This is a genomic window from Dyella sp. 2YAF14, assembly GCF_052114725.1.
Classification (GTDB): domain Bacteria; phylum Pseudomonadota; class Gammaproteobacteria; order Xanthomonadales; family Rhodanobacteraceae; genus Dyella.
Genome location: NZ_JBFRFH010000015.1, coordinates 1 through 18,986 on the forward strand (window position 1 = coordinate 1; position 18,986 = coordinate 18,986).

Annotated in this window: 14 protein-coding genes; 8 read left to right on the forward strand and 6 right to left on the reverse strand. The window is 65.5% G+C overall.

The genetic code is table 11. The features are described from left to right. Positions 1 to 375: 375 nt before the first annotated feature. Positions 376 to 1,389: a low-specificity L-threonine aldolase gene (gene ltaE, locus AB4Y82_RS17375; RefSeq protein ID WP_441604936.1), complete on the reverse strand. Its 1,014-nt coding sequence runs from the start codon at positions 1,387 to 1,389 to the stop codon at positions 376 to 378. 153 nt (positions 1,390 to 1,542) lie between these two features. Here ltaE and AB4Y82_RS17380 point away from each other — a divergent pair, with 153 nt between their 5' ends. Then, entirely contained in the window at positions 1,543 to 3,306 is a 1,764-nt protein-coding gene (locus tag AB4Y82_RS17380) for a glucan ABC transporter ATP-binding protein/ permease (protein WP_441604937.1), read from the forward strand. A 64-nt stretch (positions 3,307 to 3,370) separates the two neighbouring features. On the opposite strand, the gene lptG is transcribed toward AB4Y82_RS17380, so the two are convergent. Both lptG and lptF read right to left on the reverse strand, forming a co-directional pair. Further along, on the reverse strand, positions 3,371 to 4,471 hold the full coding sequence (lptG, locus tag AB4Y82_RS17385; protein WP_441604938.1) for an LPS export ABC transporter permease LptG: 1,101 nt from the start codon (positions 4,469 to 4,471) through the stop codon (positions 3,371 to 3,373). Further along, complete coding sequence (lptF, locus tag AB4Y82_RS17390) at positions 4,471 to 5,568, reverse strand: LPS export ABC transporter permease LptF (protein ID WP_441604994.1); 1,098 nt, start codon at positions 5,566 to 5,568, stop codon at positions 4,471 to 4,473. Before lptF ends, lptG begins: the two co-directional genes overlap by 1 nt. Positions 5,569 to 5,766: 198 nt before the next feature. Between lptF and AB4Y82_RS17395 the strand changes: the two genes are divergently transcribed. Then, entirely contained in the window at positions 5,767 to 7,254 is a 1,488-nt protein-coding gene (locus tag AB4Y82_RS17395; protein ID WP_441604939.1) for a leucyl aminopeptidase, read from the forward strand. A 161-nt stretch (positions 7,255 to 7,415) separates the two neighbouring features. Further along, positions 7,416 to 7,838: a DNA polymerase III subunit chi gene (locus AB4Y82_RS17400; protein WP_441604940.1), complete on the forward strand. Its 423-nt coding sequence runs from the start codon at positions 7,416 to 7,418 to the stop codon at positions 7,836 to 7,838. 120 nt (positions 7,839 to 7,958) lie between these two features. Here the strand turns inward: AB4Y82_RS17400 and AB4Y82_RS17405 are convergent, their stop codons facing one another. Next, positions 7,959 to 11,543, reverse strand: a complete 3,585-nt coding sequence (locus AB4Y82_RS17405) for an ATP-binding protein (RefSeq protein ID WP_441604941.1) — start codon at positions 11,541 to 11,543, stop codon at positions 7,959 to 7,961. Positions 11,544 to 11,706: 163 nt separating this feature from the next. On the opposite strand from AB4Y82_RS17405, the gene AB4Y82_RS17410 reads away from it, so the two are divergent. The 3 genes from AB4Y82_RS17410 to AB4Y82_RS17420 are packed head-to-tail and all read left to right on the forward strand — an operon-like array spanning position 11,707 to position 13,453. After that, positions 11,707 to 12,324 carry a YceI family protein gene (locus AB4Y82_RS17410; RefSeq protein WP_441604942.1) on the forward strand — a complete coding sequence of 206 codons (618 nt, stop codon included), beginning with the start codon at positions 11,707 to 11,709 and terminating at the stop codon, positions 12,322 to 12,324. Next, on the forward strand, positions 12,321 to 12,893 hold the full coding sequence (locus tag AB4Y82_RS17415; protein WP_441604943.1) for a cytochrome b: 573 nt from the start codon (positions 12,321 to 12,323) through the stop codon (positions 12,891 to 12,893). The genes AB4Y82_RS17410 and AB4Y82_RS17415 overlap by 4 nt, the downstream gene beginning before the upstream one ends. Continuing rightward, positions 12,893 to 13,453, forward strand: coding sequence for a YceI family protein (locus AB4Y82_RS17420; RefSeq protein ID WP_441604944.1), 561 nt, complete (start codon positions 12,893 to 12,895; stop codon positions 13,451 to 13,453). The genes AB4Y82_RS17415 and AB4Y82_RS17420 overlap by 1 nt, the downstream gene beginning before the upstream one ends. 97 nt (positions 13,454 to 13,550) lie before the next feature. On the opposite strand, the gene AB4Y82_RS17425 is transcribed toward AB4Y82_RS17420, so the two are convergent. Continuing rightward, positions 13,551 to 13,790: a glutaredoxin family protein gene (locus tag AB4Y82_RS17425; protein WP_441604945.1), complete on the reverse strand. Its 240-nt coding sequence runs from the start codon at positions 13,788 to 13,790 to the stop codon at positions 13,551 to 13,553. 210 nt (positions 13,791 to 14,000) lie between these two features. On the opposite strand from AB4Y82_RS17425, the gene AB4Y82_RS17430 reads away from it, so the two are divergent. Both AB4Y82_RS17430 and AB4Y82_RS17435 read left to right on the forward strand, forming a co-directional pair. Further along, positions 14,001 to 16,169, forward strand: a complete 2,169-nt coding sequence (locus AB4Y82_RS17430; protein ID WP_441604946.1) for a TonB-dependent siderophore receptor — start codon at positions 14,001 to 14,003, stop codon at positions 16,167 to 16,169. A 161-nt stretch (positions 16,170 to 16,330) separates the two neighbouring features. Continuing rightward, on the forward strand, positions 16,331 to 17,713 hold the full coding sequence (locus tag AB4Y82_RS17435) for an L-serine ammonia-lyase (protein ID WP_441604947.1): 1,383 nt from the start codon (positions 16,331 to 16,333) through the stop codon (positions 17,711 to 17,713). A gap of 109 nt (positions 17,714 to 17,822) precedes the next feature. On the opposite strand, the gene AB4Y82_RS17440 is transcribed toward AB4Y82_RS17435, so the two are convergent. Further along, the gene (locus tag AB4Y82_RS17440; protein ID WP_441604948.1) at positions 17,823 to 18,827 is read right to left on the reverse strand and encodes a tetratricopeptide repeat protein; all 1,005 of its coding nucleotides are present in this window, start codon (positions 18,825 to 18,827) and stop codon (positions 17,823 to 17,825) included. Between the last annotated feature and the right edge of the window lie 159 nt (positions 18,828 to 18,986).

Consider the following 18,986-nt stretch of genomic DNA (forward strand, 5'->3'; position numbering starts at 1 on the left):
GAGATGCGGCCAGTTTTTCGACAGGACACGGATGTCCTGTCGAAAAACCCCGCAACCCGCACGCGCACCTGGAGGGCCAAAGGCCCGGAAGGCGCGTCATCCGGGGGGCCCTTTCTTTTGGTTACTTTTCTTTGGGCAAGCAAAGAAAAGTGACCCGGCCTCCGGCAGGAGGACGGAAGCCCGCGGCAGGCGAGCCAGGTCGCGGTATCGCGACAACCGAAGACTATCGCTACTGGATGACCAGCCATTCGGCTGTTGAAGAGCGCTTCCGTCCTACGCCGGGATGACGAATAGACGCGTTCCCGCGAGCACCCGCCCCTCACCCCAACCCTCTCCCCGGCGGGGAGAGGGAGAAAATCGCCGGCACCCGCAGAATCAGGCAAAAAACTGCCGGAACGCCGCCACCGTCCGCGCCACCCCCTCATCATCAACATCCAGATGCGTCACCAACCGCAACGTCGGCAAATACCCGATGCTGATGCGAATACCCGCCTGCTTCAAATGGACGTCCAATTCCCGCAGCCGATCGGCAGGCACATCGATAAACACCATATTGGTGTGCTGCCCCAGCAGCTTCACGCCAGGAAGGTCACCCAGCCCCGCCGCCAACATCACCGCGCGAGCGTGATCCTCGGCGAGACGCTCCACATGGTGATCCAGCGCGTACTGCGCAGCAGCAGCAAGCATGCCAGCCTGACGCCAACCGCCACCGGTCACCTTCTTCCACCGCCGCGCCTTGTCGATCAGCGCCGCCGAGCCGACCAGCACCGAACCCACCGGCGCACCAAGGCCCTTCGACAAGCAGACCGACACACTGTCGAACAGACCGGCAATCTCGCGAGCCGGCACGCCACTGGCGACGGCGGCATTGAACAAGCGGGCACCATCCAGATGAAACCCCAGCCCGCGTTCGCGCGCGAAATCGCGAGCCGCTTTCAGGTAGCCCAGCGGCAAGGCACGCCCATGCCAGGTGTTTTCCAGCGCCAGCAGCCGCGTGCGCGCGAAATGCGGATCGACCGGCTTGATCGCCGCGGCGAGCTTGTCCAGCGGCAGGCTGCCATCCACGTCGTGCGGAATCGGTTGTGGCTGGATCGAGCCGAGCACGGCGGCGCCGCCACCTTCGAATTTGTAGGTATGCGCATCGGCACCCACCAGGTACTCATCGCCGCGCTCGCAATGCGACATCAGTGCGATGAGGTTCGATTGCGTGCCGGTGGGCACGAACAGCGCCGCCTCAAAGCCGAGATCCGCCGCAAGCCGCTGCTGCAAGGCGTTCACCGTAGGATCTTCGCCATAGACGTCATCGCCCACGGCGGCCTGCATCATGGCCTCACGCATGGCCGGGGTGGGACGGGTGACGGTATCGCTGCGCAGGTCGATGAGTTCCACGATGGACTTCCGGTAGCTGGATCAGACCCCGAGTTTGAACGCTCGCTTTGGCAGAATCAAAGGCGGCGAGCCTGACGGGCCACGGCGGCTTGGGCTAGCCTTGTCATCGGGTCTCCGCATGCGGCGGGGACGCGAGCCGATCGAGGCGACGGCATGTCGTTCCTGCGTCTGTATCTTCGGGTGATTGCTCTGCTGGCTCCCGAAAAGAAGCTGGCAATCACGTTGGCGCTGGCCAACCTGGCGCTGGCCGGTGTGTTCTTCCTTGAGCCGGTGCTGTTTGGCCGCGTGGTTGACGCCTTGGGCAGTACGCAGGCCGGCAATGCGCCCCGCCTGATCGCGCTATGGGCCGGCGTGGGCTTTGCCGGCGTGCTGGCCAATGTGTGGGTGTCGCTGCATGCGGACCGGCTCGCGCATCGCCGACGCCTCGCCGCGATCGCATTGTTTTTCGAACATGCCGCGGCCATGCCGATGTCGTTCCACGGCGAATACCACACGGGCCGGCTGTCACGCATCATGAACGTGGGCGTCAGCAACCTGTTCAATCTCTGGCTGAGTTTCTTCCGCGAGCACCTGGCTACGTTGTTGTCGATCTTCGTGATGGTGCCCGTGGCACTGTGGATCAACTGGAAGCTGGCGCTGCTGATGATTGCGCTGCTGCTGTGTTTCTCGATTTTCAACGCCGTCGCCGTGCAGCGTACGCACAAGGCACAAGGCGAAGTGGAGGAATTGCACCACGAGATCGCGACGCGCGCCGGCGATGTATTCGGCAACGTGACGGTGGTGCAGAGTTTCACGCGACTGGCCGCCGAATCGCGCGCGCTGCACGAGCTGATGACGCGCACGCTCAATGCGCAATATCCGGTGCTGCGCGGCTGGGCGATACTTTCGGTGCTCAATCGTGCGGCGAGCACGCTCACCATCGTGGCGATTTTTGCGGTGGGCGCAGCGCTGCACTCGCGTGGCGAGATCAGCGTGGGCGGCATCGTCAGTTTCGTGGGTTTCTCCATGCTGCTGATCGGCAGGCTGGAGCAATTCGCCACCTTCCTGTCGAACCTGTTCTTCCAGTCGCAGTCGCTGCGCGATTTCTTCACCGTGCTTGACCGCCAGTCCGAGATCGCCGATCGCCCGGGGGCCATCGCCCTGCCCCGCGTGCGTGGCGAAGTGGTATTCGAGCAGGTCAGTTTTGGCTACGACCCGGTGCAGCCAGCCCTGCATGAGCTGAATTTCCGCGCGCCGCCCGGCAGCACCATCGCCCTGGTCGGCCCCACCGGCGCGGGCAAGAGCACCGCGTTGAGCCTGCTGTATCGCGCTTACGATCCCAGCGCCGGGCGGGTGACGGTCGATGGCCACGATGTCCGCGATGTCACGCTGGAGTCGCTGCGGCAAAACATCGGCGTGGTGTTCCAGGACGCCGGCATGTTCTATCGCTCGATCCTGGACAATCTGCGCGTGGGCAATCCGGAAGCGGAGCCCGGCCAGATCGACGCCGCGGTTGCCGCAGCCGAAGCAGCCGCGTTCATCGCACGCAAGCCCGCCGGTCTGGAAACGCTGGTCGCCGAGCGCGGGCGCTCCCTCTCGGGCGGCGAACGTCAGCGCCTGGCGATCGCCCGTGCGATGTTGAAGGACGCACCGATCCTGATACTTGACGAAGCCACTAGTGCACTCGACAACGCCACCGAGGCACGCATCCAGCGCGCACTGGATCGGCTGACCGTCGGCCGCACGACGTTCGTGATCGCGCATCGCCTGTCGACCGTACGCAACGCCGATCTGATCCTGGTGCTGGACCAGGGTCGGCTGGTGGAACAGGGGCGCTTTGCAGAGCTCATCGCCCAAGGCGGACTATTCGCCCGCCTCGCCCAGGAAGGCCAGTTCGCGCCGGATGCACCGGACGATTCCGCCGCCACCGGCGCTTAGCCAAGTGTGATGGCCACGACCAGGACGGGGCGGGGATCTGCCGCCCATGCCGGGCGGCGCCACGTCAGCCGTGTTTTCGGAAATACACCCAGGCAATCACCGCCAGGATCAAGGCGGGCAGCACATTGGCCACCAGCGGCGGCACGCCGTAGACGGTGCCGAAGTTCACCATCGCCTTCTGCAGGAAGTACCAGCCGATGGCGAGCAGCATGCCGATGAACATGCGCTTGCCCAGGCCGCCCGAGCGCAAAGTGCCAAACGAGAACGGCATGGCGAGCAACACCAGCACCAGCACGTTGAGCGGATACAGCGCGCGCGTCCAGAACGCTGAGGCATACACGCCCGGATTCTGGCCGTTCTGCTCAAGGTAGGTGATGTTGCGGCGCAGGTCGCGCATGGGCAGGTATTGCGGCTGGATCACCGACTGCTCCAGCACCTGCGGATTGAGCTTGGAATCCCAGGTCTGGCTGTCGGCGGTGGTGGAGTGCGTGCCGGCATCGTCTAAGGTGGTGCTGCGCACCTTGCTCATCACCCACTGGTGGCCATCGTGTTCGGCCGTCTGCGCCCAGTCGAAGCGCTTCACCTGGCCGTCCGGCGTGAGCGTGAACACCCGCACGTCATGCAACTGCACGGTGCTGTGCGTTGCCGTGTGTTTGGCCATCCATCCCTTGGCATTGATGATGCGATCGCCATCGCGTGCCCACAGGCCGGACTCGCCGCCCAGGCCCACGTTGTTGGATTTAAGGCGCAACTGCATGGCCTGCGCCTGCTGGTCACCCCAGGGTGCCGCGGTTTCGCCAAGAATCACCACGCCGACCACGAGGATGGCCACCACGCCCACCGCCGACGCGGCAATGCGCAGCTTGGACAGACCACAGGCGCGCAACGCAGTGAGCTCGTTGGTGGCAGCCAGGCCGCCCAGGCCGAGCAGGCCGCCGATCAGCGCCGCGTTGCCGAACATCTCGTACAGACGGCGCGGAAAGGTGACCAGCACGTACACCACGGCGTTGGTCACCGTGTAGCCGTTCTTGCCCACGTTGCCGAGCTGGCGCAGGAACTGGAACACCGCATCGAGACCGGTGATCACCAGCCACACGGTGAGCATGGCGCCCAGGACGGTGGTGCCGACCAGCCAGTCGACGCGACGAATGCGCAATGCAGCCATCAGGCACCTGCCTTGCGCGGTTTACGCGGCGAGTATTGGTTCTTGAACATGCGTGCCGCCACGGCAAACACCAGCAGCGTGACCATCCACATCGGGAACGAGTGGTGCCAGTGGCCCTTGACGATCTGACCGCGACAAATCGCCAGCAACAGGTAGTAGAAGTAGAAGGTGAGGATGGCCAGGAACATGCGGCCAAAGCGCGGCTCGCGCGGACTCTGGCGCGACAGCGGCAAGGCCAGCGCCAGCAGCACCAGGGTCATCGCCGGCGCGATGCTGCGCCAGGCGAATTCGGCGCGCGTGTCCGGGTTGTCGGTGCGCAGCAACTGCGCCAGCGTCATCGAGTGCGCGGGATCTTCGGCGTCCTCATCGGACTGGATGCTGTCCAGCGAGGCGTCGTTGCGCTCGTATTTCATCTTGCGCCAGTTGTCCGCGCCCAGCGGGATGTCGTACTGGAAGCCGTTCCACAAGGCGAGGAAGCGGCCGCTGCCGTCGGTTTCCTGATACAGCTGGCCGTGCTTGCCGGTGACCAGCTTGAGGTGCGGCACGTTGTCGTGGCCCATGCGCTCGGTGGCAATGAAGGTGTTGCCCAGCGTGCTGCCGTCGCGGCTGAGCTCGTCGACGAAGATGATGCCGCCCTTGCCCGGCAGCGGCGTGAAGCGCCCGGCGTCCAGGCCCGCGGCAATCACCGAGCGGTTGGCGGCCGCCACCAGCTGGTCGGACGTGCGTGCGGCCCAGGGGCCCAGCCACAGCGCCACGATGCCGACCAGGATGGCCAAGATCACGGCAAGGATGGACACCGGACGCAGCAAGCCGTCGGGACCCATGCCGGAAGAGGCCAACACATGCATCTCGCTCTCGCGGTACATGCGGCCCAGGCCATTGAGGATGCCCAGGAAGGCCGCCAGCGGCAGCAGGGTCGACAGGCCGTCGAGCATGTTCAGGCCCAGCACCTGGAACATCACGCTGGCCGGGAAGCTGCCGTTCGCCACCTGCTGCAGGACGTGCGCAAACGAAGTGCCGGCCATGACGGCCAGCAGCACGATGGCGGTAGCGGCCACGGTTTGTGCCAGCTCACGCAGGAAATAACGATCGAGGATGCTCAGAACCGGTCCTCAGGCAGGGTCGAACCCGCGCGCGTCGCACGGGAGGAGAAACGACTGCGCAGTGTACGGGTTGGAGGGACAGTTTCTCGACATGCGATAAGATGAAGGGCTTGGCGCCGGCCCGCCCCGGGCGCGGCAATCCCCAAGTCTAGCCTGTCCGGGCCTTTCCGGACCTTTCCGTAGGACTTCTCCATGACTCTCCAGTTCAGCCTTGGCTCCGCCGCTCCCGAATCCGTCGAAACCCCCTGCGTGGTGGTCGGCGTCTATGAGAACGGTTTGCTCACCAGTGCCGCCGCCCGCGTGGACACCGCTGCGCACGGCGCGATCAAGCGCCAGGTCGAGAGCGGGGACATCAACGGCAAGGCCGGCACCACGGCCGTGCTGTTCGCGCCGGAGGGCGTGGCAGCCAAGCGCGTGCTGGTGGTGGGTCTGGGAACGCAGAAGACCTTCGACGGTGCACGCTATCAGAAGATAAATATCGAAGCCGCGCGCGCCCTGGGCCGCCTGCCGCTGGACAGCGCGGTGTCCTACCTCACCGAGGTGGACGTGCCCGGTCACGATGCCTCCTGGCGCGTGCGCGTGGCCGCCCTGGCCGCCGATTACGCCGCCTACCGCTATACCGCCACCTTCAAGCCGCGCGAGAAGTCCGCGCAGCCTGAGCTGGCCGCCATCACCTTTGCCGGCGCCGACGATGCCAAGACCGGCCTCGCCCAGGCCACGGCCATCGCCGAAGGCGTGCGCTTCGCCCGTGAGCTGGCCAACCTGCCGCCCAATATCTGCAACCCCGCCTATATCGCCACGCAGGCCGAACAGTTCGCTGCGCAGCACGACAAGGTGAGCTGCACGGTGCTCGATCACGAGAAGATGGAAGAGCTGCGCTTCGGCTCGCTGCTGGCCGTGGCCCGCGGCTCGGCCAACAAGCCCAAGCTCGTCATCCTCGAATACAAGGGCGGCACGGAAGGCGACAAGCCGTACGCCTTCGTCGGCAAGGGCATCACCTTCGACACCGGCGGCATCAGCCTCAAGCCCGGCCCGGGCATGGAAGAAATGAAGTTCGACATGGGCGGCGCCGCGGGCGTGCTCGGCAGTTTCGTCGCCGCGGTGAAGCTTGGCGTGCCAGTGAACCTGGTGTGCGTGGTGCCGGCCGTGGAAAACATGCCCGATGGCGACAGCTACCGTCCCAGCGACGTGCTCACGAGCCTCTCGGGCCTGACCATCGAAGTGCTCAACACCGACGCCGAAGGCCGCCTGATCCTGTGCGATGCGCTGACCTATACCGCGCAGACCTTCCAGCCCAAGGTGATGATCGATGCTGCCACGCTGACCGGCGCCTGCGTCATCGCGCTGGGCAAGCACGCCAGCGGCCTGATGAGCAAGCATGACGACCTCGCCGCCGAGCTGATCGCCGCCGGCGAAACCACGCTCGATCGCGCATGGCGCCTGCCGCTGTGGGACGACTACCAGGTGCAGCTGGAATCGGGCTTTGCCGACGTCGCCAACATCGGCGGCAAGAACGCGGGCGCGATCACCGCAGGCTGCTTCCTGGCGCGCTTCACCGAGGGCCAGCGCTGGGCGCACCTGGACATCGCCGGCACCGCGTGGGACGAAGGCCGCAAGGGCCTGGCCACTGGCCGCCCGGTGTCGCTGCTGGTGCAGTGGCTGATTGACCGCGCCGCGTAAACCATCACTGCCGTCATTCCGGCGCAGGCCGGAATCCAGCAGCCGTATTGGTCGGCTGTCGCCGGTGCGCTTGAATGCACTGAGCATATCGCGACAATCGAATACCGACGTCACTGGATTCCGGCCTGCGCCGGAATGACGAAATTTGAAAGGCTCCCGCTATGCCTCGCGCCGATTTCTACCTGATCGACAAGCCGCGCTTCCGCGAGCAACCGCTGCTGCTCGTGTGCGAGCTGGCCAAGCGCGCGCACGCCGCCCAGCAACCCACCCTGGTGCTGGCGCGCGACTTTGCGCAAGCCGAGGCGATCGACGAGTTGCTGTGGGAGTTTGATCCGGACGGCTTTATCACGCACCAGATCGCCGGTGACGACGACGACCACACGACTGCCGTGCTGATCGTGCCACCCGGCATCGATACGCCCGATCGCCCGATGCTGATCAACTTGCGCGAAGAGTGTGCGCCGGGCCGCTACGACCGCGTGCTGGAAGTGGTGCCCGCCGATCCGGCCGAGCGCGAGGGTTCGCGCACGCGGTGGACCGAATACAGGCGGCGGCAGTTTGAGGTGAGCAAGCACGATATGTGATGCCGCGCCACGGCATTCACCTGTGGGAGCGAACCCTGTGCGCGACGGCAGCTACGTAGCGTTGCCTCACCATGGGTGCCTGTCGCGCACAGGGTGCGCTCCCACAGAGAATCCATTGCGTCAGTCGTCGACCGACGCGTGCACCGCCATCTGCAGGTTGATCGCATCCTGCAGCTGCTCGCCCGTCAGCGGCTTGCGCAGGAAGCCATCCATGCCCGCTTCGCGAGCCCGCGCTTCCTCATCGCCGCCCGAACGCGCGGTGATCGCCACGATCGGAGTGCGCTGCTCGGATGCCTCGCGCTGACGGATCAGCCGGGCGATCTGGAAACCATCGATGCCCGGCAGGTCCAGATCCAGCAGGATCACATCGCACGGTGCCTGGGCAAGCTCGGCCAACGCCGCCAAACCATTGCCGACATAGCGCACCTCGTGCCCCGCACGTTCGAGCAGGCCGCGAATCACGGCGGCGACGATCACGTCGTCTTCGACCAGCAGGATGCGCAGCGGCAATGCCTCGAGGCCATCGCCGCGCTGCGTCGTCGCGGGCAGCGGCTCCTGCGTCACCGGCAGCGGCAGGCGCACGTGGAAGGTGCTGCCAAAGGCAACCTTTGATTCCAGTTCGACGCTGCCACCCATCATCGCCACCAGCTCGCGGCAAATCGCCAGGCCCAGGCCGCTGCCTGCGCGGCGCTGTGGGCCGATGACCTGCTCGAAACGCTCGAACAAGCGTGCCTGGCTCGCCTCGGGAATACCCGGACCGGTATCGATCACGCTGAAGCGCAGGCCGTCGTCGGTGCGACGCACGCGCAGGGTCACGCCGCCGCGCTCGGTGAACTTCAGGGCGTTGTTGGCCAGATTGAGCAAGACCTGCTTGATGCGCAGCGCATCGCCGATCATGCGCGGCGGCAGATCGCCGGGCATGTCCAGCTCGAAGCGCAGGCCCTTGGCGCGCGCCTGGCCCAGCTCGAGTTTCGCCACGTCGTCGATCAGCGTGCGCGGGTCGAACGGTGCGTTGTCCAGCTCCAGCTTGCCAGCTTCGATGCGCGCGAGATCGAGTGCGTCGTTGACCAGCTTGAGCAGCATGCCGCCCGAGCGCTGCATGGCTTCGGCGTAGTCGCGTTGGGTGCGGCTGAGCGTGGTGGTCAGCAATAGCTCGGCCATGCCCATCACGCCCGTCATCGGCGTGCGGATCTCGTGGCTGAGCGTGGCGAGGAACTGCGTTTTCGCGGCGCTAGCCTGCTCGGCCAGGCGGCTGCGCTGCTCCGCCAATTGCATCTGGTGCCGCTCGGCCAGGCGACGACGCCACGCCTGCAAGGCCAGCCACGCCAGCAGCGCCGCCAGCAACACATACGCACACCACGCCCACCAGCGCGCCCACGGCGGCGCCTGCACATGGATGTGCAGCGGCTGCGCAAGCTGCGTCCACACGCCGTCCGCGCCGGCGGCCATGACCTCCAGCGTGTAATCGCCGCGCGGCAGGCCGGTGAGGTCGCGCTCGCCATGGCCGCCGGTATCCACCCAGGTGTTGTCGAGGCCGGCGAGGCGAAACCGATAGCGATTCGCGGCGGGATCCACATAGGAAAACACGCGCGTGTCCACGATCAGGCCCGAATCGCGCCAACCGATGGAAAGATGACCGGACTCCGGCACGGGAAGCTCGCGCACGGCGCCTTCGCGGCGCACGCTGATGCGGGTGAGCGCCAGGCGCGGCGGTTCGGTGGCACGTGACGCGCGATTGGGATTGAAGCCCATCACGCCACCCAGGGTGGGCGAATAAATCATGCCGTCGGGCATGCGGCTGAAGCCGCGGAGAAATTCGCCGTTGCTCAGGCCATCCTGCAGCCCGAGCTCGCGGAACTGTGCGATGGCGGGATCGAAACGCCACAGGCCATCGCGGCCGAATACCCATACACGCTGATGCTGGTCGACAGCCAGGTCCACCACGTTGACCGAGGGCCATCCGCGGGTGGCGTCGATCTTGCGATCGAGCACCAGGCCGTCGCCGTCGTAGTGGTAATGCTCCAGGCCATCGGGACGAGCCATCCACACGCCATCGTCGGTGAAGTCGAACGCATCCACCGCCTGGCGATTGTCGACGCCGGGCACCGGTTCGAAATGATCGTAGCTGCGATCCAGGCGCAGCATGCCGCCGTCGCTGGCGTACCAGAACGTGCCGTTCCTCAGGGTGAGCTGGCTGCCCCAGCGTGCTTTTTCCTGCGCGGGTTGCACGGACACCGAAGTCACCGCCAGCGTGTCCTGGTCGACCCGGAACAGCCCTTCGCCGAAGCTGCGCGCATACAGCTTGCCGTCCGGCCCCACTTCCACTTCGAGCGGATGCTTGAGTCCGTGCTTGGAACCATCGACGGCATCGAGCTTGCCGTCGGCGTAGCGGAACAATGCGCCCTGCACGGTTACCCACAGGCGCGACTGCGCATCTTCGGTAAGACCGAGCACGTCGCCGCGCAGGCCCGAGATCACGTGCTCGACTCTGCCGGTAGCCGGCCACAGTCGATCGACGCGGCCGCCACGTTCGCCGACCCAGATCGCACCATCGCGGCCGCGCGCCACCGCGTAGGCGACGGAATCGCGCAGGCTGTTGTCGTCATCGGGAATGTGCGTGAAACGGCTGACACTGTCCCAGCCTGGAGCCAGGTAGGCCACGCCGCCATCGAACAAGGCGATCCAAAGGCCACCTTCGCTGTCGGGACGGATCTGCCACACCCAGGTGCCCGGCAGGTTGCCGTAGAGCACCGGTTGGTTAGTGACCGCCTCGATCTTTGCGTCGTGCGCCTTCTTGAGGAAAAGTCCGTGCTGCGTGCCCACCCACAGGCGCCCGCTGCGGTCGCGCACGCTGCTGAGGATATTGGTGTCGGGCAGTTCGCTGCTGCCCACCTGTCGCGCCACATCGTCCGCGCCGATGATGAACAGGCCGTGCGAGGAGGCCACGCGGATTTCATCGCCGTCGCCCTCGATGCGCCATGCGTCGAGCGACTTCTCCGGCGACGCCATGGCGATCGGATGGAACTCGCCATCCGGGTCGCGACGGAAGACGCCGTTGTCGCTGCCCACCCATAGCTGGCCGTGGGCGTCCACGTAGAGCGCGCCCACCGTGCCCAGGGCTTCCGGTGCACTGCCCGTCACCAGCACGTGGTCAAAGCCGCGGCCATCGCGGCGCATGCGGTCCAGACCCAGCGCCGTGCCCACCCAGATCGAGCCGTCGCCGGTCTGGGCGATCGACCAGGCCTTGTCGCTGCCCAGGCTCGCCGGATCGTTGGCGTCGTGACCCCAGTGGTGGAACGTGCCCGAGCGATCGTCGTAGCGGTTGAGGCCTGCCTCGAGGCCCGCGGCCCACAAGCCGCCGGCGCGATCGAAGATCAGCGCGGAGATGCCGTTGTTGAACAAGGATTGGCTGTCGCCCGCCACATGGCGGAACACCTTGAAGTTGACGCCGTCGTAGCGCGCAATGCCGCTCTTGGTGCCGAACCACATCGAACCATCCGGCGCCTGCACCACGGTATAGACACTGCTGCTCGGCAAGCCTTCGGCCGTCCCGAAGCGACGGAACTGTGGCGTCGCCAGTGCCGCATTGACGTGCTCAGGCGCTGCTGCCGCCGGCGCGGTTTGCGCGGCCGCGGGCACGCACACTGCCACCAGCGTGGACGCGCCCATGATCAGGACAACGCGAAGCAGCAAGGACGGCAGCATGCACTTCCCCCGGAATCTTTCGATTTTGCCAGACCTGCCGCGCAGGAACGAGCATGGCTTTTGGCCGACGCGACGGGCCACCCCGACGACGTTGCCGTGGGGAAACAATCCGTTCCGGCGCGACGGCTGGCGCCACCGCGGCGGATCGTCCAGACTTCCCGGCATGCCAAGCTCATGCCGCTCCAGCCGCCTGCTGCTCGCCCTCCTGTGCGCCTGCGCTCCGCTTGCCGCCGTGCAGGCTGCAGCGACCACGTACAGTTACGACACCACGCACAGCCAGATCCTTTTCAGCATCGACCACAACGGGTTCTCGCGTCCGTTCGGGCGGCTGCATATAGCGAAAGGCTGGTTGCGTTTTGATCCCGACGACTGGACGCAATCGGCCACCGAGCTGGACATCGACCTGGCCAGCCTGGACATGGGCGACGCCGAATGGAACGCGGCGGTGCTCAAGCCGGCCTATCTGGACGCGGAAAAGTCCCGTTATGCGCATTTCGCAAGTACTTCCGTGGAGCGCAAGGACGACACGCACGGCGTTCTGCATGGCAACCTAACCCTGCGTGGCGTGACACATACGGTGGATATTGCATTCACCTTCAACCGGCACGGCACGACGATTTACGGCATGCATACGATTGCAGGCTTCTCTGGCACGGCGATGCTCAATCGAGACGATTACGGCATCACCGCGACGCCCAATTCCATCGGCCACGGCGTGAGCGTGTGGCTGGAACTGGAAGCCATCCAGGAAGACCAGGCCCATAGCAAGGAATCACCATGAGTTTTCGCAACACCGACCATCAATGGGGATCGGTCGCCAAATTCTTTCACTGGACCATTGCGCTGCTGATCCTGGGCAACGGCATCTTCGGCCTTTGCATGGATCTCGCCAATGGCCCCATGCAGAAAATCAATTGGCTCGCCCTGCACAAGTCGATCGGCCTGACCGTGCTGGCGCTGTTCCTGTTGCGCGTGCTGTGGCGCCTGGCCAATCGCCCGCCGCGAGATGAGCCCACCTCGCGCCTGCAGCACTATGTGGCGCATGGTGTGCATACGACGCTTTACGCGCTGGTCGCGCTGCTGCCGCTGAGTGGCTGGTGGTTCAATTCCATCGCCGGCAAGCCGCTGCAGTATTTCAAGATGTTCAACCTGCCCGCGCTTACCGCCGCCAACCAGGATACGCGCCGCTTGTGGCACAGCGTCCACGAATACCTGTTCTGGTTCCTGGTGTTGCTGCTGGTCCTGCACATCGCCGGTGCGCTCAAGCATCACCTGATCGATCGCGACAACACTCTGCGGCGCATGCTTCCCTTTGCTCGTGTGCGCCCGAACTCTCAAGGAGAACGCTGATGAACCGCTACGCGCTCAAGCTCGCCCCGCTGCTGCTCGCTCTGGCCGTGCCCGGCCTGGCCGGCGCCGCCGATTACGCCGTGCAGCCCGCAGCCAGCAAGCTCGCCTTCAGCGGCAGTTTCCAGGGGCAGTCGTTCGATGGCACGTTTGGCCAGTGGACCGCCGCGATCAGCTACGACCCGGCCAAACTCGCCGCGTCGAAGTTCGACGTGGAAGTAGACCTGGCCAGTGTGAAGACGGGCGACAAGGATCGCGACGGCGCCCTGCCCGGTTCGGATTTCTTCAACGTGGCCAAATTCCCCAAGGCGCACTTCGTCACCACCGGCTTCCGCCAGAACGGCGCGCAGGTGGTTGCCGATGGCAACCTGACGCTGCGCGGCCTGACCAAGCCGGTGAGCCTCACCGTGGTGTTCAAGCCCGCAGGCACCGGCGCCAGCATGGATGTCACCGGTACGGTGAAGCGCCTTGATTTCGGCGTGGGCACCGGCGATTACGCCGATACGTCGGTGATCGCGAACGAGGTGAAGATCAACGCGCATCTGGCGTTGACGGCCAAATAAGCGCACAGCGTTTTTGTTGTAGGAGCGCACTTGTGCGCGACCGCCACCTCGCACGGTGCGGTAACGCCAGAGGCCGCGGTCGCGCACGAGTGCGCTCCTACAGGGGAAGATCCACGAAGGCCTGGACCGCCGCTGCATCAAACGGCCAATCCAGCTCCCGCCCATCGTGGCTGTCACGCAACACCGGCACGCGCGTGCCGTAGCGCTGCTCGAGCGCCTCGTCGTCGTCCACCCATAGGCTGTCGAAATCAGGCGCACGCGCCTGGGCCATCACGGCCAGCGCCTGATCGCACAGGTGGCAGTAGTCCCGCTGATAGAGCACGTATCGCATCGGCATAGGGGCGGGACAATAGCTTGCGCATCGCGTTTTCGCGATGCCCTCTGGGCCGGCCAGCGGCGGTAGCGAGGGATTCCTGCGGCATCTCGACCAAGGTCGAGACTGGTAAACGTAAATGATAATGCCTATCATTTGCACCAAGGGCCACACGAGCCCACCGGGTTGCCGCCGCCCCGGGTTCCCGATACCAACAAGACCCAAGGCCTGCCCATGCCCTCCCTCGCATCGCCCGCGCGACGCCAGTTGCCTCACCGCGCCCTGTTCCTCGCGCTGTCGCTAGCTCTGTCCGCTCCCCTCTTGCACGCCGAAGACGTGCCCGATTCGTCCGACACCACCAAGGTCAAGAATCTGGAAGGCGTGCAAACCACCGCCACGGTGACCGGCGATGGCGACTCCTACACCACCAAGGCCGCCTCGGGCGCCACGCGCCTGCCGCTGTCGCTGCGCGAGACGCCGCAGTCGGTCAGCGTGGTGACCGAGCAGCAGATGAAGGACTTCGGTCTGACCAACATCAATGCGGTGCTGGACACCACCACCGGCGTGAACGTGGAACGGGTGGAAACCGACCGCACCTATTACAGCGCGCGCGGTTTCGACATCACCAACTTCCTCGTCGACGGCGTCGGCCTGCCGTTCGCCAACGGTCAGCAGGAAGGCGACCTGGATACGGCGCTATACCAAAGCGTCGAAGTGCTGCGCGGCGCGAACGGCCTGCTGTCGTTCACCGGCAATCCCTCGGCCACGATCAATTTCGTGCGCAAGCGTCCCACGGCCGACTTCCAGGGCAGCGTCGGCCTGACCGTGGGGAGCTGGGACAACCGTCGCCTGGATGTGGATCTGTCCGGCCCGCTCAACGAGTCGCACAGCGTGCGCGGCCGCCTGATCGCCGCCGGCCAGGACACCGACAGTTATCTGGATCGCTACAACCTGCGCAAACAAGTGCTCGGCGGCATCGTCGAAGCCGACCTGAGCAGCAGCACCCTGCTCACCGCAGGCGTCACTTACCAGAAGAACAAAACCCACGGCGGCATGTGGGGCGCGCTGCCGCTGTACAACACCGATGGCACGCCGACCGATTACGACCGCAGCACCAGCACGTCGGCCGATTGGTCGCGCTGGAATGTGGCCGATACGCGCGCCTTCGTCGAACTCACCCAGCAGCTGGGCAACGACTGGAGCATCAAGGGATCGCTCAACTATCGCCGCATCGCCGAGGACAGCAACCTGTTCTACGTCTACGGCACACCCGACGCGCAGACCGGCCTGGGCCTGTATGCCTACCCGTCCGCGTATACCAGCAAGGAACGCCAGTACGTGGCCGACCTGTACGCCACCGGTCCGTTCGAACTGCTGGGCCGCACACACCAGCTGGTGCTCGGCGCCAACTGGGCCGAGGACAACGTGCATCAGCTGTCCAGCTATGGCGAAGGCATCGGCACGCCGCTGCCGCCGCTCAACGAGTGGACCGGCGATTATCCGGAACCGCCGTTCGATGCGTCGTATGGCAACGGCGACTTTCACATCAAGCGCAAGACCATGTACGCCACCGCGCGCTGGAGCCTGGCCGACCCGGTCACTCTGATCACCGGCGCCAGCCTGGTGCATATCGAGCAATACGGCGCCAACTACGGCGTGCCAAGCAATTTTGAGAAGACCCAGACCACGCCGTTTGTGGGCCTGGTGTACGACTTTGCACAGCACTACTCGGCGTATGCGAGCTATGCACAGCTGTTCAATCCGCAGACTTCGCTCGACATCAACAACAAGGTGCTCGATCCGGTCACGGGTGCGAATCTCGAAGTGGGTGTGAAGGGCGAGTGGTACGACGGACGTCTAAACGCAACGTTTGCCTTGTTCCGCTCGCGCCAGGACGGCCTGGCCGAATACGCCGGCCACAACCTGGCGACCAACCAGGACTACTACACCGGCATTGATGCGACCTCGAAGGGCTACGAGTTCGACGTGAGCGGCCAGCTCACCGACAACTGGCAGCTCAGTGGCGGTTACACGCAGCTGGGCCTGGTCGATCCGCAGGGCAACAACGTGCGCACCTATGTGCCGCGCCGCATGTTCCGTCTCGCCACCAGCTACCGCTTCGACGCCCTGCCCGGCTTCAAGGTGGGCGGCACGCTGCGCTGGCAGGATCGCATCTACCGCGACCAGCAGGCCGTGGCGCTGGACGGCAGCGAGATCTTCACCACGCAGGGTTCGTATGCCGTGCTCGGGCTGATGGCCGGCTACGACTTCGGCCAGCACTGGAGCACCACGCTCAACCTCGACAACGTGACCAATCGCAAGTACATCCCGAGCCTGTACTGGGATCAGGGCTTTTACGCGGCGCCGCGCAGCTACATGGTGAATGTCCGCTACTCGTTCTGAACGGGTGCAGCGTAGCGGGACGCCTTCTCGCTACGCTGCCTTCCGACATGTGACGAATCAGTCCATACGCCCGCGCACCGTCGCATCGCTGCGGCGCGGTAACGCACGCCCGGCGGCGCGCGTAGAATAGGTGGTTCTCCCCGCCCACTTTGCGTGTCTCCATGGCTGTCAGCGTATTTGACCTGTTCAAGATCGGCATCGGTCCGTCCTCCTCGCATACCGTTGGCCCCATGCGCGCCGCAGCGCGGTTCGCCGAACGGTGGCTCGAAGAAAAAGGCGTGCTCGATCGCGTCGTGCGCGTGCGCGCCGAGCTGTACGGCTCGCTGGCGATGACCGGTCGTGGCCATGGCACGGACAAGGCCGTGCTGCTGGGCTTTGAAGGCGCGCATCCGGATACGGTCGACCCGGACCACATCCCTGAGACGCTGCAGCGCATCCGCACCACCCATCGACTGCGCGTACTGGGCAAGCACGAGATCGAATTCGAAGAAAAGCGCGACCTGGTGTTCAACAAGCGCCAGAAGCTGCCGTTCCACACCAATGGCATGCGCTTCTCCGCCTACGACGCCGAAGGCCACGAGCTGGCCACGCGCGATTACTACTCGGTGGGCGGCGGTTTCGTGGTGAACCACGATGAAGCGGCCGAAGACCGCATCGTTGCCGACACCACTGAACAGCCTTATGCGTTCTCCACCGGCGATGAACTGTTGGCGCTGTGCGAAAAGCACCAGCTCACGATTGCCCAGCTGATGCTGGAAAACGAGAAGGTGTGGCGCAGCGAAGCAGAAACCCGCGCCGGGCTGCTGGTGATCTGGAAGGCGATGCAGGATTGCGTCAATCGCGGCCTGCGCTCGCCCGGCGTGCTGCCTGGCGGCCTGAAGGTGGCGCGTCGCGCGCCGGCGATGGCCGAGGAATTGCGCAGCCAGCCCGAAGCGGCGCTGAAAGATCCGCTGACCATCCTCGACTGGGTCAATCTCTATGCGCTCGCTGTGAACGAAGAAAACGCCGCCGGCGGCCGTGTCGTCACCGCGCCGACCAACGGTGCCGCGGGCATCGTGCCGGCCGTGCTGCACTACTACCACCGCTTCATTCCGAAGGCGGACGAGAACGGCATCGTCGATTTCCTGCTGACCGCCGGCGCCATCGGCATTCTCTACAAGGAGAACGCCTCGATCTCCGGCGCCGAAGTGGGCTGCCAGGGTGAAGTGGGCGTGGCCTGTTCGATGGCAGCCGGCGGCCTCACCGCTGCGCTCGGCGGCAACGTGCTGCAGGTGGAAAATGCCGCTGAAATCGGCATGGAACACAATCTTGGCCTCACCTGCGACCCGATCGGCGGCCTGGTGCAGATTCCCTGCATCGAGCGCAATGCGATGGGCTCGGTGAAAGCGATCAACGCCAGCCGCATGGCGCTCAAGAGCGACGGCAAGCACCGCGTGTCGCTGGACAAGGTGATCGCGACCATGCGCGAAACGGGTCGCGACATGAAGGACAAGTACAAGGAAACCTCGCGCGGCGGTCTGGCGGTCAACGTCATCGAGTGCTGAGTTGGCAATTGCGGAGCGTGGGCGCCGACATTGGCGCCCCTTCGCCCGTGGAAAGTCAGATGGAAGCCTTGGACGTGCGTTGCGCGCCCCACCGCCTCCACCAGCTAAATCACGAACCCGATGCCGCCGTGGCGGCTCCCGCATCCGCATCCACGCGCGCCTTCAACTGCGCCAGCTGTGCCGGCGTCAACTTGGCCGAGGCCTTGGCCAGATAGTCGGCGGCGCTCTTCAACTGCTGCTGATTGTCCATGCGCTGCGCCAGCGAGATCTGGTACCAGCCTTCCGCCGGATTCTCCGCAACGCCCGCTCCCGAGACATAAGCCACGCCCATCGCGTAGTGGCCGAGCATCTCGTTGGCGGCCATCGCCTTGCGCGCCAGCGCCACGCCGCGCGGGGCATCCACCGGCACGCCCTGCTTGCCGGTGATCAGGAAATACGCCAGCGTGCCCGCCGCTTTCGCGCTGCCGGCATCGGCAGCCGTCTGCAGCCAGCGCACGCCTGCGGCCACGTCCTGGCGACCGAACAGACCGGTGATGTAGAACTGCCCCAGCGACAGCTCGGCGTCTACATCGCCCTTCTGCGCCGCTGCGTTCAACAGCTTCTCGGCAAGCGCGATGTCCTTGGGCACGCCCATCTCTCCCGACAGACGCGCCATCGCCAGCACTTCCATGCCCTTGGACGATCCCTTGTCGGCGGCCTTTTGCGCCCATTGAAGGGCTTCGGGCATGCCGCCGGTGGACAACAGCGCCACGGCGAGCACAGCCATATGATCGGGGTTCTGGTCGATGGTCACGCTCTTGCGCATCCAGTCGATCGCAGCGGGAACATCGCGGGCGACGCCCACCCCGGCCATGGTGGCAGAGCCCAGCATCCAGGCGCCTTCCGCACTGCCAGCAAGGGCCGCCTTGCGATACCACTCGGTGCCGGCGGCCTTGTCGGCCGCGATACCGTCGTCCTGCAGAGAGCGCCCCAGCGCTACCTGCGCCTGAGTGTCGCCGGCCTGGGCGCGCTTGGTCAGCGCGTCGCGGGTCGCATCGCCCGATGCCGCGCCCGCCGGCATGGAAAGCACGGCAACCGCCGCGGCCATCACCACCAACCACGTCGCACGGATCATGGTTCGCCGACCTCGAGGGGGGAGCCCCGATACTAGCTGTCCGCCCCGCCTACGCCAATTTCCGGGATGCCGGGAATGCCGCCAATCCGCTCCGGGAGGGCCTCGTCCGGCCGCCGGACTAGTCGTTTCAGCCGTCGATTCAATGACCTGGGTGCTGCG

What these genes read in the sequence shown, in the direction of transcription:
- AB4Y82_RS17380 (WP_441604937.1), top strand. Translation starts at nt 1,543, where the DNA reads ATGTCGTTCCTGCGTCTGTATCTTCGGGTGATTGCTCTGCTGGCTCCC.
- lptG (WP_441604938.1), bottom strand. Translation starts at nt 4,471, where the DNA reads ATGGCTGCATTGCGCATTCGTCGCGTCGACTGGCTGGTCGGCACCACC.
- AB4Y82_RS17395 (WP_441604939.1), top strand. Translation starts at nt 5,767, where the DNA reads ATGACTCTCCAGTTCAGCCTTGGCTCCGCCGCTCCCGAATCCGTCGAA.
- AB4Y82_RS17400 (WP_441604940.1), top strand. Translation starts at nt 7,416, where the DNA reads ATGCCTCGCGCCGATTTCTACCTGATCGACAAGCCGCGCTTCCGCGAG.
- AB4Y82_RS17405 (WP_441604941.1), bottom strand. Translation starts at nt 11,543, where the DNA reads ATGCTGCCGTCCTTGCTGCTTCGCGTTGTCCTGATCATGGGCGCGTCC.
- AB4Y82_RS17410 (WP_441604942.1), top strand. Translation starts at nt 11,707, where the DNA reads ATGCCAAGCTCATGCCGCTCCAGCCGCCTGCTGCTCGCCCTCCTGTGC.
- AB4Y82_RS17415 (WP_441604943.1), top strand. Translation starts at nt 12,321, where the DNA reads ATGAGTTTTCGCAACACCGACCATCAATGGGGATCGGTCGCCAAATTC.
- AB4Y82_RS17420 (WP_441604944.1), top strand. Translation starts at nt 12,893, where the DNA reads ATGAACCGCTACGCGCTCAAGCTCGCCCCGCTGCTGCTCGCTCTGGCC.
- AB4Y82_RS17425 (WP_441604945.1), bottom strand. Translation starts at nt 13,790, where the DNA reads ATGCCGATGCGATACGTGCTCTATCAGCGGGACTACTGCCACCTGTGC.
- AB4Y82_RS17430 (WP_441604946.1), top strand. Translation starts at nt 14,001, where the DNA reads ATGCCCTCCCTCGCATCGCCCGCGCGACGCCAGTTGCCTCACCGCGCC.
- AB4Y82_RS17435 (WP_441604947.1), top strand. Translation starts at nt 16,331, where the DNA reads ATGGCTGTCAGCGTATTTGACCTGTTCAAGATCGGCATCGGTCCGTCC.
- AB4Y82_RS17440 (WP_441604948.1), bottom strand. Translation starts at nt 18,827, where the DNA reads ATGATCCGTGCGACGTGGTTGGTGGTGATGGCCGCGGCGGTTGCCGTG.